The organism is Arcticibacter tournemirensis (assembly GCF_006716645.1).
GTDB classification, from domain to species: domain Bacteria; phylum Bacteroidota; class Bacteroidia; order Sphingobacteriales; family Sphingobacteriaceae; genus Arcticibacter; species Arcticibacter tournemirensis.
This window is the reverse complement of record NZ_VFPL01000001.1, coordinates 1,556,616-1,570,383: the sequence shown is the minus strand read 5'-3', so window position 1 is coordinate 1,570,383 and position 13,768 is coordinate 1,556,616. Positions and strand designations below refer to the sequence as shown.

10 protein-coding genes are annotated in these 13,768 nt (G+C 42.5%); 6 read left to right on the top strand and 4 right to left on the bottom strand.

Going from position 1 to position 13,768, the window contains the following annotated elements; translation table 11 throughout:
* Positions 1-54 precede the first annotated feature (54 nt).
* The 4 genes from BDE36_RS06810 (at position 55) to BDE36_RS06795 (ending at position 6,327) form a co-directional block, all read left to right on the top strand.
* On the top strand, positions 55-3,165 hold the full coding sequence (locus tag BDE36_RS06810) for an efflux RND transporter permease subunit (protein ID WP_202618156.1): 3,111 nt from the start codon (positions 55-57) through the stop codon (positions 3,163-3,165).
* 53 nt (positions 3,166-3,218) lie between these two features.
* A complete protein-coding gene (locus BDE36_RS06805) occupies positions 3,219-4,505 on the top strand; it encodes a TolC family protein (RefSeq protein ID WP_141814261.1) in 1,287 nt (428 codons plus the stop codon).
* An 11-nt stretch (positions 4,506-4,516) separates the two neighbouring features.
* On the top strand, positions 4,517-5,206 hold the full coding sequence (locus tag BDE36_RS06800) for an SDR family NAD(P)-dependent oxidoreductase (protein WP_141814260.1): 690 nt from the start codon (positions 4,517-4,519) through the stop codon (positions 5,204-5,206).
* Between the two features lie 284 nt (positions 5,207-5,490).
* On the top strand, positions 5,491-6,327 hold the full coding sequence (locus BDE36_RS06795; protein WP_141814259.1) for an SDR family oxidoreductase: 837 nt from the start codon (positions 5,491-5,493) through the stop codon (positions 6,325-6,327).
* Between the two features lie 70 nt (positions 6,328-6,397).
* Here BDE36_RS06795 and BDE36_RS06790 read toward each other — a convergent pair whose 3' ends face one another.
* The gene (locus BDE36_RS06790) at positions 6,398-8,161 is read right to left on the bottom strand and encodes an NPCBM/NEW2 domain-containing protein (protein ID WP_141814258.1); all 1,764 of its coding nucleotides are present in this window, start codon (positions 8,159-8,161) and stop codon (positions 6,398-6,400) included.
* A gap of 353 nt (positions 8,162-8,514) precedes the next feature.
* On the opposite strand from BDE36_RS06790, the gene BDE36_RS06785 reads away from it, so the two are divergent.
* Both BDE36_RS06785 and BDE36_RS06780 read left to right on the top strand, forming a co-directional pair.
* A complete protein-coding gene (locus BDE36_RS06785; protein WP_141814257.1) occupies positions 8,515-9,543 on the top strand; it encodes a hypothetical protein in 1,029 nt (342 codons plus the stop codon).
* Between the two features lie 25 nt (positions 9,544-9,568).
* Complete coding sequence (locus BDE36_RS06780) at positions 9,569-10,051, top strand: YdeI/OmpD-associated family protein (protein WP_141814256.1); 483 nt, start codon at positions 9,569-9,571, stop codon at positions 10,049-10,051.
* Between the two features lie 128 nt (positions 10,052-10,179).
* Here BDE36_RS06780 and BDE36_RS23965 read toward each other — a convergent pair whose 3' ends face one another.
* Genes BDE36_RS23965 through BDE36_RS06770 form a run of 3 tightly spaced genes read right to left on the bottom strand, consistent with a single transcriptional unit; the run spans position 10,180 to position 13,274 of the window.
* Positions 10,180-11,466 (bottom strand): PEP-utilizing enzyme, encoded by a 1,287-nt coding sequence (locus BDE36_RS23965; protein ID WP_211360913.1) that lies wholly within the window; start codon positions 11,464-11,466, stop codon positions 10,180-10,182.
* A gap of 22 nt (positions 11,467-11,488) precedes the next feature.
* Positions 11,489-12,829: a PEP/pyruvate-binding domain-containing protein gene (locus BDE36_RS23960; protein ID WP_211360912.1), complete on the bottom strand. Its 1,341-nt coding sequence runs from the start codon at positions 12,827-12,829 to the stop codon at positions 11,489-11,491.
* Complete coding sequence (locus tag BDE36_RS06770) at positions 12,795-13,274, bottom strand: MarR family winged helix-turn-helix transcriptional regulator (RefSeq protein ID WP_141814255.1); 480 nt, start codon at positions 13,272-13,274, stop codon at positions 12,795-12,797. The genes BDE36_RS23960 and BDE36_RS06770 overlap by 35 nt, the downstream gene beginning before the upstream one ends.
* Positions 13,275-13,768: the final 494 nt, after the last annotated feature.

Below are 13,768 nucleotides of genomic sequence, written 5' to 3'. Positions count from 1 at the left end.
TGCAACGATTTACTTCTTCCCTAATATTCAATTTGTAATTAAATGAAACATAGAATGAACTTCATAGAGGCCGCTATGAAACACAAGCAGGTTACGCTTGTAATATCGGCACTATTAATGGTCCTGGGGGTTTATTCCCTGATGAACATGCCCCGTGCAGAAAATCCCAAGCTGGATATGCCACTGGCTATGGTGGCTGCGTTTTATCCGGGAGCTGATGAGCTTCAAACAGAAGAGCAGGTAACAAAAAAGCTGGAGCAGTACCTGTTTTCCTTTGAAGAGGTCGATAAAAAGAAGACTACCTCGCAGACAAAAGACGGGCAGGTGTTTGTTACGGTCTACCTTCACACATCAATAAAAGACAGAAAGAAATTCTGGAATACACTGCAGCACGGTATCAATACTGTATTGCGGCAGTCTCTTCCCGATGGTGTGATAGGACCGATTGTAAACGGAAACTTCGGCGACGTTACAGCTCAGATCATTACGGTCTCATCGGAGACCAGAAGTTATGCTGAAATTGAACATTATCTGGATCAACTCGAAGATGGGCTTAAGATCATACCTACAGTATCAAAAATAAACAGGGCGGGCGGACAAAAGCAACAGATCTATGTTTCAGTTGACAATGACAAAATCACTCGCTATGGATTCAATATCTCCGATATAGTAAAAGTACTTCAGGCGCAGAACGTGACCAACTATTCAGGAGAAATGACGGTTGATAATAGTACGATTCCAGTACATACGAATAGCCAGCTTAAATCGCAGCAGGAAATTTCTGAACAAATTATCTATACAACACCGACGGGAGAAGTTGTACGTTTGAGAGACGTTGCATCCATCGAAAGACGTTATGAAGAGCCTTCTTCCTATATACGCGTAGGGCGGGCAAGGACCATGATTCTTTCTATTGAAATGCAACCAGGCAATAATATCGTACAGTTTGGGCGAACAGTCGAGGAAAAGATAAAGGGCATTCAAAGTACTTTCCCCGATGACATTAAGACTGAAATTATTGTAGATCAACCAGAAGTAGTGAGCGAAAGTATATCACACTTCATGAAAGAGTTCGGAATCGCCATTCTCGCGGTGATTGGGGTGGTGATGCTGCTGCTGCCCTTTAGAGTAGCTGCTGTTGCCTCCGTGGCCGCTCCTATTTCAATCATTATCACGTTCGGACTGATCAATATAATGGGTATTGAGTTACATCAGGTGAGTCTGGCATCTCTGATTATTGTTTTAGGAATGGTGGTAGACAATGCAATCGTCGTGGTAGACAACTATATTGAAAAACTAGATGAAGGCATTACTCCATGGACAGGTGCCTGGCAGGCTGCCACACAGCTATCATTACCGATCTTTACGGCTACATTGGCGATCATTTTCGCGTTTGCACCTTTGGCCCTCTTCATGGACGGCATTGCCAAGGATTTCATCGTCACGCTTCCGATTACCGTGGCCGTAGCTCTTATCGTGTCTATGCTGGTCGCCTTTTTGATCACCCCGCTTACCTGTTATCTGTTCATAAAAAAGGGGCTGAAGCATGAAGTCTCCAAACGTAACGTTACCCGCAAGTCGTTACTCGATTATGTCCAGGAGACATTTAACAAAGGAATAGAAGTCGCTTTCAGAGTGCCTAAATTAACTTTACTGGGTGCCATAGTTTCAATAGCTTTGGCGCTTTTCCTGGCCAGCCATGTTGAGCAGGAGTTCTTTCCTCTTAGCGAAACAAAGCAGTTTAACGCAGAAGTTTGGATGCCGGTTGGAACATCTTTAAAGGAAACTGATAAAGCAGTAAGACTTGTGGAAGCAGAGCTCAAAAAAGATAAAAGGGTATTGAGTATTGCGAGTTTTATTGGAACCAGTTCTCCAAGATTCAATATGACGTATAGTCCTGAAATGCCAAGGACAAGCTATGCACAGATCTTTATCACTACTGAAAGCCCTGAAGCAGTAAATGAAATCGTTCAGAAGTATCTGCCAAAGATGCAGAGACTAATTCCTGACGGATTCATTAATCTGCGGCAGCTAAGCATGCAGGAAGGAGCACCAATTGCAGTCAGAGTGATCGGAGAAAACATCAACGATCAAAAGAGGGTGGCAGACCAAATTAAAACGATACTCGATAAATCCAAAGGAACAAATTGGGTGAGAACTGATTACATGGACGATTACTTTAGTCTCTCGCTAAAACCGAAAGAAGATGTAGCAATGAGACTGGGGGTTCCCGCACAGCTTATTACCCAAACATTGGGTGCTGGCTTGAAAGGGTTTCCTGTTTCGAGGATCTGGGAAGGCGATAAACCTGTAGAGATTTTTCTCAGGTTTGCACCACAAAACCGGAGCAGCTTCAACGATCTCGCTAATCTCCGCCTCAATACTGTGACTGGGGGAACAGTGCTTTTAAAAGAGGTTGCTGAATTAAATCCATCATGGCATACAGGTGTAATTGCACATAGAAATGGACTAAGAACATTGACGGTACAATCAGAGGCGCAATTGGGCATTCGCGCTTCGACAATCATCAAGGAGGCTACACCGGAAATAGAGAAAATAAAACTCCCTGAAGGAATACGGATCGCTTATGGGGGTGATGCAGAATCAAGCGGCGACAACCTGCCGGGAATGTCAATAGCTATGGCCACAAGCCTTATTCTCATTTTGCTCACGCTTCTTTTTCAGTTCAAAACGTTAGGAAAAACACTTATTATTCTGGCGACATTCCCGCTAAGCTTACTCGGCGCATTTCTCGGCTTGTTTATTACAGGTAACCCTTTTGGAATGACAGCCTTCATGGGGATTATCAGTCTTATCGGGATCGTAGTGAGGAATGGTATCATACTGGTAGATTATGCTGATGAACTGGTTCGTGACCATAACTATACCATAAAAGCTGCTGCTTTAGCAGCTGCAAAAAGAAGAATGAGGCCTATTTTTCTGACTTCCGCGGCCGCTGCTGTTGGGGTAATTCCAATGATCGTTGGAAAATCTCCGATGTGGGCTCCTCTAGGCAGTGTGTTGGTTTTGGGCCTTATTGTATCGATGATATTGACACTGTTTATTATTCCTGTGCTTTACTTTATGTTCGTGAGAAAGCCTCATGATCGTACAGAGCTTCCGGATTCTGACACGGAAATAAAGTACAAACCTGTACATCGCTGATTTATGAAGAGAAGCCAAGTGGTTATTTAAAACGATTACTAAAACAACAAAAGATGATTTCTAAAGTAATTCTGACTTTTACTGCCCTCCTTATCGCTTTTAATACAATGGGCCAGGATGGTAAAATATATACTCTGGAACAGTGCAGGGCAATGGCAATGGAGAACAATAAGAAAGTGAGAGCGGCACATTTCCAGCTAGAGGCCGCAAGGGCAGCAAAAAAGTCAGCAGATGCCAACGCTTATCCTTCATTTGATGCTTCAGTGATGGGCATTCAACTAGGGAAACCAATCGGAGGAGCGTTAAACGGTGCTGTCCCCGAGCTTATAGCCAGCGGAACACTTAATGCAAGTTTACCTGTTTATGCTGGTGGAAAAATACAGAATGGCAAAGCTGCAGCCGGTAAGGCAGTCGAAGCTACAAAAGAACAAAAAAAAATTACAGAAGCTGATGTGCTGCTTCAGACAGAAGAGGGTTACTGGCGTATAGTACAGGTGAGAGAAAAGATTGTTCTGGCTACCAGGTTCAAAACGATGCTTGAAGCGTTACGAAAAGACCTGGAAAACTCCTTTAATGCAGGACTTAGCTATAAAAATGACCTTTTGCAGGTGCAGGTTAACTTAAACGAAGCCAACCTGAATCTGGATAAGGCCCGCGACGGCTTAGTGCTGGCTAAATTAAATCTGGCACAAATAATAGGGAATCCTGGATATACTGATTATGACGTCACGGATTCAGTATCCGGTAATTTTCTGCTTCCCGAAAAGATGGCTGAAAATGCTACGCAAAACAGGCCCGAGATAAAAGCTCTTACCAATGCCTTGGAAGCGGAACAGCTTCAGCAGAAAATACTTCAGGGCGACCGCCTCCCAACAATTGCCCTGGCAGCTAGCGGACTAACAACCGCAGGAAAGTCTGTCAACATAAAAGATGGCTCCAACTTCATGGCCTCCTATTATAGTTTGGCAAGTATCAGCATCCCCGTTTTTGATTGGGGGAAGAAGGCCGGAAAAGTCAGGGAACAATCCTACAAAATTGCGGCTCAGCAGGCGCGGCTTGATGAAACAAAGGAGCTTATTAATATTGAGGTGCAGGGAGCTTACCTGCAGCTAAAACAATCTGCAAACCAGATTAAATACTCAGAACTATCGCTAAAGCAAGCTACAGAAAATTTGAAGCTGGCACAAGATCGATTGACAGCAGGTACAATAGTTGGGAAAGATGTTCTGGAGGCTCAGGCCATCTGGCAGCAAGCTTACAGTAAGCTTATTGATGCCCGTATCGAATATAAAGTAAACAAAGCCGTTTACGAAAAGTCCATAGGTGAATTAGCTCCATAAATAGCAGATATATGAACCGGATGTATGAGAAAACCGTTGTAATCACTCAAGCCTCCACGGAAATAGGGATTGCTCAAACTATGCTGATGGCACGGGAAGGTGCTAATATAGTGGCATGCGGGCATGACAGAACTATCCTGGCAAAGATGTCGCAGGAAGTCAACGCCAAAGGAGGACATTTTTTATATTACACTTCACGCCCGGGCAAAGTTAATTGGAAAGAGATATTCAGGTTCGCGAAAGAAGAATTTGGAAGTGTTGATACTCTGATTAACAATCCATATCTGCCGAAAAACAAAATCCTCCTTAACGCATCTCTATTCCCTTCTTCAAACTGGAGAAATTCCATTCTCACAGAATATTTTGAAGCCTCCAAATGCTTTGTACGGGAAAAGCGGAACGAACTGGATGGCGCCATTGTAAATATATCCATCAATTTCCCCGGAAAAGATACCGCGATGGAAATGAGTCATCGTATTCAGTCAGAACGCCTTTACCGGATATCTTCACGCATTCTTAGGAGATATCGAATCAGGGCAAATCATATTATTATCGATAGCCAGAATACAGCACAAGACATCAACAATAAAGAAATTCCCGGACACGCTGAAGATCTTGCATACCTGACATTGTTTTTTGCAAGCGATGAATCCTATACTCTCAATGGACAATCTATTAGTATAAAGATGAACCAGCTGTAGGCTTAATCGAGCACTGCTGTTTCCAGGCCAGGCACCGATTATTTTACCGTATGGAACCTGACAGCATGTTCCCATCCCCCAGCCTGATACCGAGGTAGCGACCCAAACCAATTCCGATAAACATCGCCGAAACAAAACATGTGTCGAAGCCGCCAAAAGCTCGGCAACCATGCCAAACAATATCTTTCTTTCTGAGCATACCTAAAACTAAAATTCCTGTTTTTAGTTATTCATTGTTGTCAATTTACTAACGATAAGTTTTATACTCTTATCTTCTATTAGTTATGGAAAAGAAAACATGGTTCATTACAGGAGCATCACGCGGATTTGGGAAAGAATGGACAACAGCAGCTCTGCAACGTGGCGATAATGTTGCAGCCACGGCCCGCAACGTGGATGCCTTAGCTGATCTGAAAAGCGAATTCGGAGACCTGCTGCTGCCTCTGCAACTGGATGTAACGGATCGGGACGCCTGCTTCGCAGCCGTTGAAGAAGCAAGAACACACTTTGGCAAATTAGATATTGTAATTAACAATGCCGGATACGGCCTCTTTGGGATGGTTGAAGAGATTAGTGAAAAAGAGGCAAGAGATCAGATGGAAACCAATTTCTTTGGGGCTTTATGGGTTACGCAGGCGGCACTGCCTTTTATGCGTGAGCAAAAAAACGGGCGGATCCTGCAGGTATCAAGCATCGGCGGAATTATAGCCAACATCAGCCTGGGTCTATATCATGCCTCGAAATGGGCTCTTGAGGCCTTTTCTGAATCATTAAGCAAAGAAGTGGCAGGCATGGGCATTTTCGTTACGCTAATCGAACCGGGAGGTTATGGCACTGACTGGAGCGGCAGCTCTGCCGTGCATGCCACGCCGAAGCCTGCTTATGATGTGTTAAGGGAAGAACGGGCCAAACTAAGGGGAACTTTCAAACCGGGCGATCCCGCAGCTACCAGCGAAGCAATACTTCAAATTGTCGATGCAGAGGAACCGCCTTTACGAATATTCTTGGGTGAACAGCCTCTTCAATGGGCGAAGGATCAATATCAGAAACGTATGGAGACCTGGGAAAAATGGCAGGATGTTTCGGTTAAAGCTCAGGGGAATAATAATACCGCTGGCTAAAATAAATCATTCCGGTACCTATGTCGGCAAGCAATGTTCTCGCGCAATGAGCAGCAAGAACAAAACTTTTTTATCGACTAATCAATGGACTTGCCCAGATAGCCCAGGAGTTGTAATTATGTCCTTCAGTACCCTCGGCCTTCAGCTCGAGTTTACTGATATTCTTGATGCTGATCTCCACCCGACTCTGCTGGCCTACTCTCATTATCGGCGACTGGTAAAGTACTTTACCGTCGCCGATTAAAGTAAACCTTGCCGATCCTTGCTGATGGGCATAATCTCTCAAGCCTATAATAGCTGAAAAACGCGTCCATTTCTTATCCAGTCGGAACGAATAAATTGACGGTGAATGTGCAAACAATCCTTTTTCAAAAATCTCACCCCGGTTTACAAGAAAAAAAACATTCTCGGATTCTATAGTAAAATAATTACGAGCGGGTTTTTCCCATCCGACATTGGCTACTTCCCACTTTGCATCCGAAAGGTAAAGACTGTCGCCACCATAGGTGATCGGATCGGCGAATGGGCTGGGATTAATAATACTTTCCAGTATTCTGAGCTTTTTCTTGATTTCGGGCGTCTTTTCCATTGCCGATACGCGACTATATAGCTCTTTCACATCTACTATCTTTCTGCCTGGAAGTTCTTTGATCTCTGCACTATTTTGCCCAACAGCAAAAAGTTTGAAAAACGGGTACACTACTCCATTAGGAAGCATGAAGATTAAATACATCCGGTAGTTTCCCTCGTTCCACTTCTTTAGGGGTACACTAATCGGGCCGGTACCCGGAATGGAGTAAACGGCACTTTCATTGAAATATTCTGTCCTATTCAAAGGACTAATTAAGACAGAGAGTGCATAGGGCGGTAAATTGCTGGCAAGATCCGCTTTTAAGAAAATGCTGTCACCGGCAATGCTACAATGAATATCGTTGAGTGAGAGTTCTACATCACTCTTTTTGTATTTAGAATACCCGGTAAACACGGGATGGCTAAGTAGCTGCAATATTCCCGCTCCCGAAATATAAGAAGTTTGGGTGTCGCCCCAGGCATCACCCTTAAAATGGCGGCTACCATACTCTCCCATTAAAGATATTGATGACGCCGTCAATTCGAATGGATTACCAAAGTCGTGAAACAAGCCAAACATATGTCCCATTTCATGCGCTATACCGCCGATGTACCAACTGTTAAATTCAGCGACACTGCATTCTCTATCTGCTTTGTTCGGCTCAGAGAACTTAATAGCATTAACCTTATCGGTAAGCAGCTTTGGATCCAGCAATGGACAATCCGCGGCAAAGCTTACTCCGCGCACTGATGACCCTGTACCCATATAAGGCGAGTTAAAAACGTAGGTTTCCTTATCTTTCATATAATACAGTCCGGTAATTACCAGTATATGATCATCAGAAAAGTCGATTTTTCCGCGTGTTTTATTTGATATTTCCGTTTGCAACTGAGCGGACGAATTTACATTATAGCTCTTCGAATCGAAGTCCCCTTCAACTACAGTGATGACATACTTGTTGCCAGATTTATCGAAATTCACTCCGTCGGATTTTATACCATACCGACCGAACTCATCCCTGTAATAATCACTTACAGCTGTCAATATTCGCGTTAAACGCTCCTCCCAGCCAGCTGATAGCTTGTGTCCTTTGCCATGAAAATATACCACCTTAACTACATTATTGGCCTTGGGCATATCCTTATTGTAGGTTTCAACCGCTTTTTTTGCATCCGATATTACACTCTGCGCGGTTTGAGCTGACTGTGAATAGCTATTGATGTAAAGAACAATAGAAAGGGATAATAATCTTAGGAACTTCATTTGAAAGACTTTAAAGAATTTAGGTTTACTACCGGCTAATTTAATGATAATAACACGTTATACAGTGTGAGTAAAAAGTAAATAAAGAAAAGTAATTTAATCACTAAGGGAAGTTCATCCTTTCGGTGTACCGTCGACAACTCTCTCCATAGTGGAAGCGGCTCCAGAGCAATGAAGTTATAAATTTACTACAATTCACCCTTATTTGTTACTTTTGGGAGAATAACCCAGAAACCTAAATGAGGAGCCGATTACGCGCTTTGGACAACATCACAACTGTAGCAGAAGACGGACAAAGTTTATCACATGATAAAGTCCGAAAGGAGTGATAGAAGGACAGCAAAAATAATTTCATGTCTTCGATAAAAGTTGCATCAATCAATTATATGAACTATACAATCAATGAAAGCGGTATAGCTGGAATTTCAAGTCTTAAAAAGAAAATAAGGTCGTTTGCAACCGTTCGTTTTCCAATAATATTAATTGTTGTTTTCCTGGCTTGCTGGGATTCATGGAATGAGAATGGCATCGTTAATTTCGGACAAATCGGATTTAGTGTGTCAATGGGAATAGTTTTTCTTACCGTATTTGTACTCACACCTTTAAAAGCGGCTAAGTTAATCCTAAAAGGCACTATCACTGGTATAACAATCGGGGGAGACAAGGGCTTTTTTAAGTTGCCGGCTATTGCAGGAGGAGATGCGGGGGAGATATGTTTTAAACTTCAGGATCTTAAAATTATCCCGCTTCCCAAAGTCGGCACAGCCGCACTCAAAGGGAAAGAGCATATAATATTTTACGCCTCGGGCTGCAAACTTTATTTTATTGATGAGTATTGGGACGAGTCTGAACTGATTCTGGATAAACTTGATATCAAAGAAAGGGGGCAATCTAAGATAGTAAAAAGCAGAGCCGAAAACATTTCTTATGGCTTATATGCTCAGGAAAGAGAAGTGAAGGACCAACTGTTTTATGGATGTCCGATTCGGATCGCTTTGTTATTATTTATGATAATTGCGGGGGGAGTTGCAAGTAATATGACCTTTTGGGCAATTTTAACTGCTTCTGTGGTAATTGGCTTTTCGTTCTCTGCCCTGATAGCATATCCTTCGATCCGTACCGCCAAACTTTTGAATCATATTGTCAACAAGGTAGAATTCCGGGACAATTATTGTTACCTGTATAGCAGGAATATATTCAGCAGAGAGGTTTACTATAAAGTATATCAGCTTACAGATATTTCTGTTGGTGAATGGGAAATATACCAGGAAAAGTTTTTCAAGGAAAACAAGTTTATAGTTCTTGATGCAGGAAAGGATAAATATTACCTGACGGGGGAAGTGTTAACGGAAAATAAGCTTGTTTTTAGCCGTAAATCATAAGCAGCAATTGAATCTGTAAGAAGATATGCAAGCATTTAAAGCGAAGCTGGACATCATAGGCATCAATCCTTTTGTATATGTACCGGAGGAAATATTAGCAAATATTTTCTCCGAGGCGAAAAAAAGCAAAGGACAAATTCCTGTATCGGGAACAGTAAATGGTAAGGAGTACATTCAAACGTTGGTAAGATATAGCGGAGAATGGAGACTATACATTAACACGACAATCCTTCCAAATTCGCCTAAAAGAATTGGAGAAACCATCGAAATAACTATTCAATATGACCCCAAAGACAGAACTATATCCCCTCATCCTAAACTCATAGAAGCCTTAAACAGGAACAAAGAGGCAAATGAGGTATTCGAAAGCCTTTCTCCCTCAACGCGAAAAGAGATCATTCGCTACATTTCATTTTTGAAATCTGAAGCAAGCGTAGTAAACAACGTTGAAAAGGCTATCGGATTTTTATTAGGCAAGAACAGATTTATTGGAAGGGAAAAACCCTGACCAGAAGATTTGCCGGTGTTCATCTCAATGAACCGCACCAACAGCTTTCTACAGTTAGGATATTGTTTGCAGTTATTCTTACCAGATTCCAGTATTGCTATAAGTCGATCATAGGTTTTAATTGTCATTTATATATCGATCTCAACGAATCCATCCATACCATTTATACGGATTTTCTGCCCATCCTTAATGACCTTGGTAGCATTTTCTACTCCCACAACTGCAGGTAGTCCATACTCGCGCGCAATTACCGCCCCATGGGTCATCAAGCCACCGACTTCGGTAACTAAGCCTTTGATCGTAACAAATAAGGGGGTCCAGCTAGGGTCGGTAAATGAGGTAACCAGTATATCACCGTCTTCTAAATCTGCATTTTCCATGTTTAATACAACGCGTGCCCGTCCCTCAACGATCCCAGAGGAAACACCGAGACCCGGAATCGCCCCCGAAGGCAAATCTTCATGTTTATACTTACCGGAAACAGTTTCCCCTTCAGACGTTATAACGCGTGGTGGAGTAAGCCTCTGATAGTGCTCAAAAGCCTCCTTTCTCTGGTGGATAAGTTTTTTGTCTATGATATGCGTGCGAACGACTTCACGAAACTCCTCAAATGTGAGATAAAATATATCGTCGATATCTGAAATCACGCCAGCTTTCGTTAGCGCCAAAGCTTCTTTCATTAAAGCTTGTTTATATACGAAAAAACGGCTGACTATGATATATTTTGGATATTCGCGATACCCTGCGAAATTCCGGAAAAGGTCGATCATTCCCTTCGTGTCTTTCGCCTTTTTTTCTCCATCGGCCAGTAATTTCAATCGTTCCAATAATGTTTCTTCTTTCTTCAAGGCATCCTGCAATCCCTTCTCAAACTTTTGTTTGGCTGCTCCGTATTCAAAGTTTTTAATATTGGTCAGGATTATTGGAAGAAGTATCGATGGATTTTCGTTCCAGCGTGTTTTTGTGATATCAATTTCACTGGCACAACGCATCCCATACTTTTCGAGGAAGGCTACGATTGCTGATCGAACATCCTCGCCACCGGGGAACCTCTGAAGGTCATTTAAAAAGCCATTTGTTTTTACCTGCTGCAGGTACGTTATTATTTCTTCATGTGGTCGAATCATATCCGCAAGGTCCAGTAATTCTAAACCCATCTTGGAAGTAATATTATTTGATACGGATTGTGTCAGCACGTCTGCTACACCTTTCTCACCGAGCCATTCGAGCATTTTGTCATTGAGCCACGATGATGCATTCATTGCTGCAAGGAGTACCCCCATGTGCTGTGTGTGAAATATCAGTTGTTTCGATTGCCTGATATCTTCAAGAATGAAATCAAAGAGCCCCGTTCCAGATTCAGCTATAATATCTTTTTTTAGCGCTTCAAGCGATTCTTCTGCATCTCTGATCAAAGCCGCTACGATTTCGGGACCATCAACTACCTGCGATAAAAATATCTTCGGGCAACAGATTCTTTTCAGCTTTGACGGGAACCGGCACTTTTCCCTCGTCGGGTATCGCCTTTATAAAATCTTCCCTTTTTATAATTTCAATAAGCGCTTCTTTAATAAGCGGATCATGCTGCTCCATTGCAGTCAATAAATTCTCTCTGCCTGCAGGCGTAGCCAGGCTATCTGCGACATCAACAAATAATCTCCCGGCAGCCTCGAACATTGGTCGGGCTGCTCTATGCTGCCATAAGGACAATCCCAATGGTTTCATAGGGTCTGTCATCATCTGTTGATGTCCCACTGATATATAGACATGGTTGTTCTGGTCTTCTGCCTGAGGAACCGGATATAAACTGGTAATCGGTCTGGCTTGGAGGATGTAAACCAAATCATTAGCAATACACCATTCAATGTCTTGCGGACTACCGAAATGCAATTCGATCTCTCTGCCAATACGTTCCAGTTGTAATATCTGATCATCCTCCAGCGCGTGAACATTTATTTGTTCGGGAGCAATTTGCTGTTCCGCAGTTCCTCCACCCATTGAAGGATAGATTCCCAGTGTTTTGGCTGAGATTCTCTTTTCTGTAATCTTCCCATCACGAACGGTATAGTTATCGGGAGTTACAAGCCCCGACACGAGCGACTCACCCAGTCCAAAACCAGCGTCAATACTTAACATCTTCCTGTTCCCATTGAGAGGATTTGCGGTAAACATTATTCCCGCCGTGTCTGGAAAGATCATTTTTTGTACTACAACAGCGAGATACACTTTTGAATAGTCGAATTTGTTTTTTAAGCGATAAACAATAGCCCGATCAGTAAATAAGGAGGCCCAGCACTTTCGGATATGATTCAATACGGATTCTTCACCTATTACATTCAAATAGGTGTCGTGCTGGCCTGCAAAGGAAAATTCAGGCAGGTCCTCCGCTGTTGCGCTTGACCGGATGGCATATGGTTGAAGCCTGTCGTTGTTTTCAAGATGCTTCCTGACCCCGTCCATGATTGATTTTGGAACAGGAATCTCTTCAATGGCGTTCCTGATCGCTTCCCCCATTTCATTTATAGCTTTCCGATCGTCTGATTTCAAAGCTGACATCTGACGGAACAGCCTCTCAAATACAGGATTGTAAGAAACAGCCTGCTTGTAAGCATTCGTCGTTACACAAAAACCATCAGGTACTTCAACGCCGTCGATTCGCATCAACTCTCCCAGGTTAGCACCTTTGCCGCCAACTAATGGTAAATTCGTTTGGTTTATTTCTTTGAACCCAAGGGTATAGGCTTTATTTCCCATTGCTTTGACTATTAGTTGATTCATTAAGAGCTGCTGTTACATCTTTCATTATTTCAATAGCTCCTGAAAAATAGGTTTCAATAGTTTTGATTTGATCTTCCGAAAAAGACGCCATAAGCTTTGCCGACTTTTCACGAAACGTTGTATATAGCGGCACTAAGAGAGACATTATATTTTCGGTGATCGGCTCAATAATCACTTTTCTCCTGTCGTTCGCAATCAGTTTCCTCCTCACCAGGTTTTTCTTTTCAAACCTGTCGATTAAGCCAGTAACCGCCCCCGTGGTAAGGCCTGTCAGCCTGGATAACTCACCCGCTGTCATTTGCCCCTTCTCCATGATGAATCCTAAGTATTTATGATCTGTGCCTGACAGTCCAGCCCGACGGGCAACAGCCTCATGCATTTGAATCGAGTTGAAGGCATAATGCTGACTTAATCTTCTGACTTCTTTGAGGAGTTCGCTTTCCATCTAATTATCTTATTTAAAAAATATCTTAGTTACAAAGATAAAGGGAATATTTATATTTTAATTATAAAACCGTCTTCAAAGGAAGATAAGACCGATGCATATACTCTTATCCTATCCGGCACAAGTGAACCTCGTTATCTATAACCGATCGCCGAATACTTGTGGTTCGGATAAAGAGTTTAATATTGATATAGATCTGACAAGAATTATTGAAATGCCAGATTCTGAACAATACGTATTCCATATTCAAAACGGATCTATTAAAAAAAGTTCATCCTTAAATCCTAACGGATCAGTAACGTCAAACTAGGCAGCGACGCAGTCTTTTTTTCCGTTTAATTGTTATGTTGTACAAAAGCGTTCCAACAATGAAAAGGACCTCTAAACAACTGAATATTACAGCACCAGTAGAAAAGGTTGTAGAAAGGTTTTTAAAAGAATTGAATGATTGGTGGCCCAGGGAGTATACCGGGTCCCGGCTCGAAAATATTCAA

Bases quoted from the DNA above. Each gene is read 5' to 3' on its own strand.
- BDE36_RS06770 (WP_141814255.1), bottom strand. From the start codon at position 13,274: ATGGAAAGCGAACTCCTCAAAGAAGTCAGAAGATTAAGTCAGCATTAT.
- BDE36_RS06790 (WP_141814258.1), bottom strand. From the start codon at position 8,161: ATGAAGTTCCTAAGATTATTATCCCTTTCTATTGTTCTTTACATCAAT.
- BDE36_RS06785 (WP_141814257.1), top strand. From the start codon at position 8,515: ATGTCTTCGATAAAAGTTGCATCAATCAATTATATGAACTATACAATC.
- BDE36_RS06795 (WP_141814259.1), top strand. From the start codon at position 5,491: ATGGAAAAGAAAACATGGTTCATTACAGGAGCATCACGCGGATTTGGG.
- BDE36_RS06805 (WP_141814261.1), top strand. From the start codon at position 3,219: ATGATTTCTAAAGTAATTCTGACTTTTACTGCCCTCCTTATCGCTTTT.
- BDE36_RS06780 (WP_141814256.1), top strand. From the start codon at position 9,569: ATGCAAGCATTTAAAGCGAAGCTGGACATCATAGGCATCAATCCTTTT.
- BDE36_RS06800 (WP_141814260.1), top strand. From the start codon at position 4,517: ATGAACCGGATGTATGAGAAAACCGTTGTAATCACTCAAGCCTCCACG.
- BDE36_RS23960 (WP_211360912.1), bottom strand. From the start codon at position 12,829: ATGAATCAACTAATAGTCAAAGCAATGGGAAATAAAGCCTATACCCTT.
- BDE36_RS06810 (WP_202618156.1), top strand. From the start codon at position 55: ATGAACTTCATAGAGGCCGCTATGAAACACAAGCAGGTTACGCTTGTA.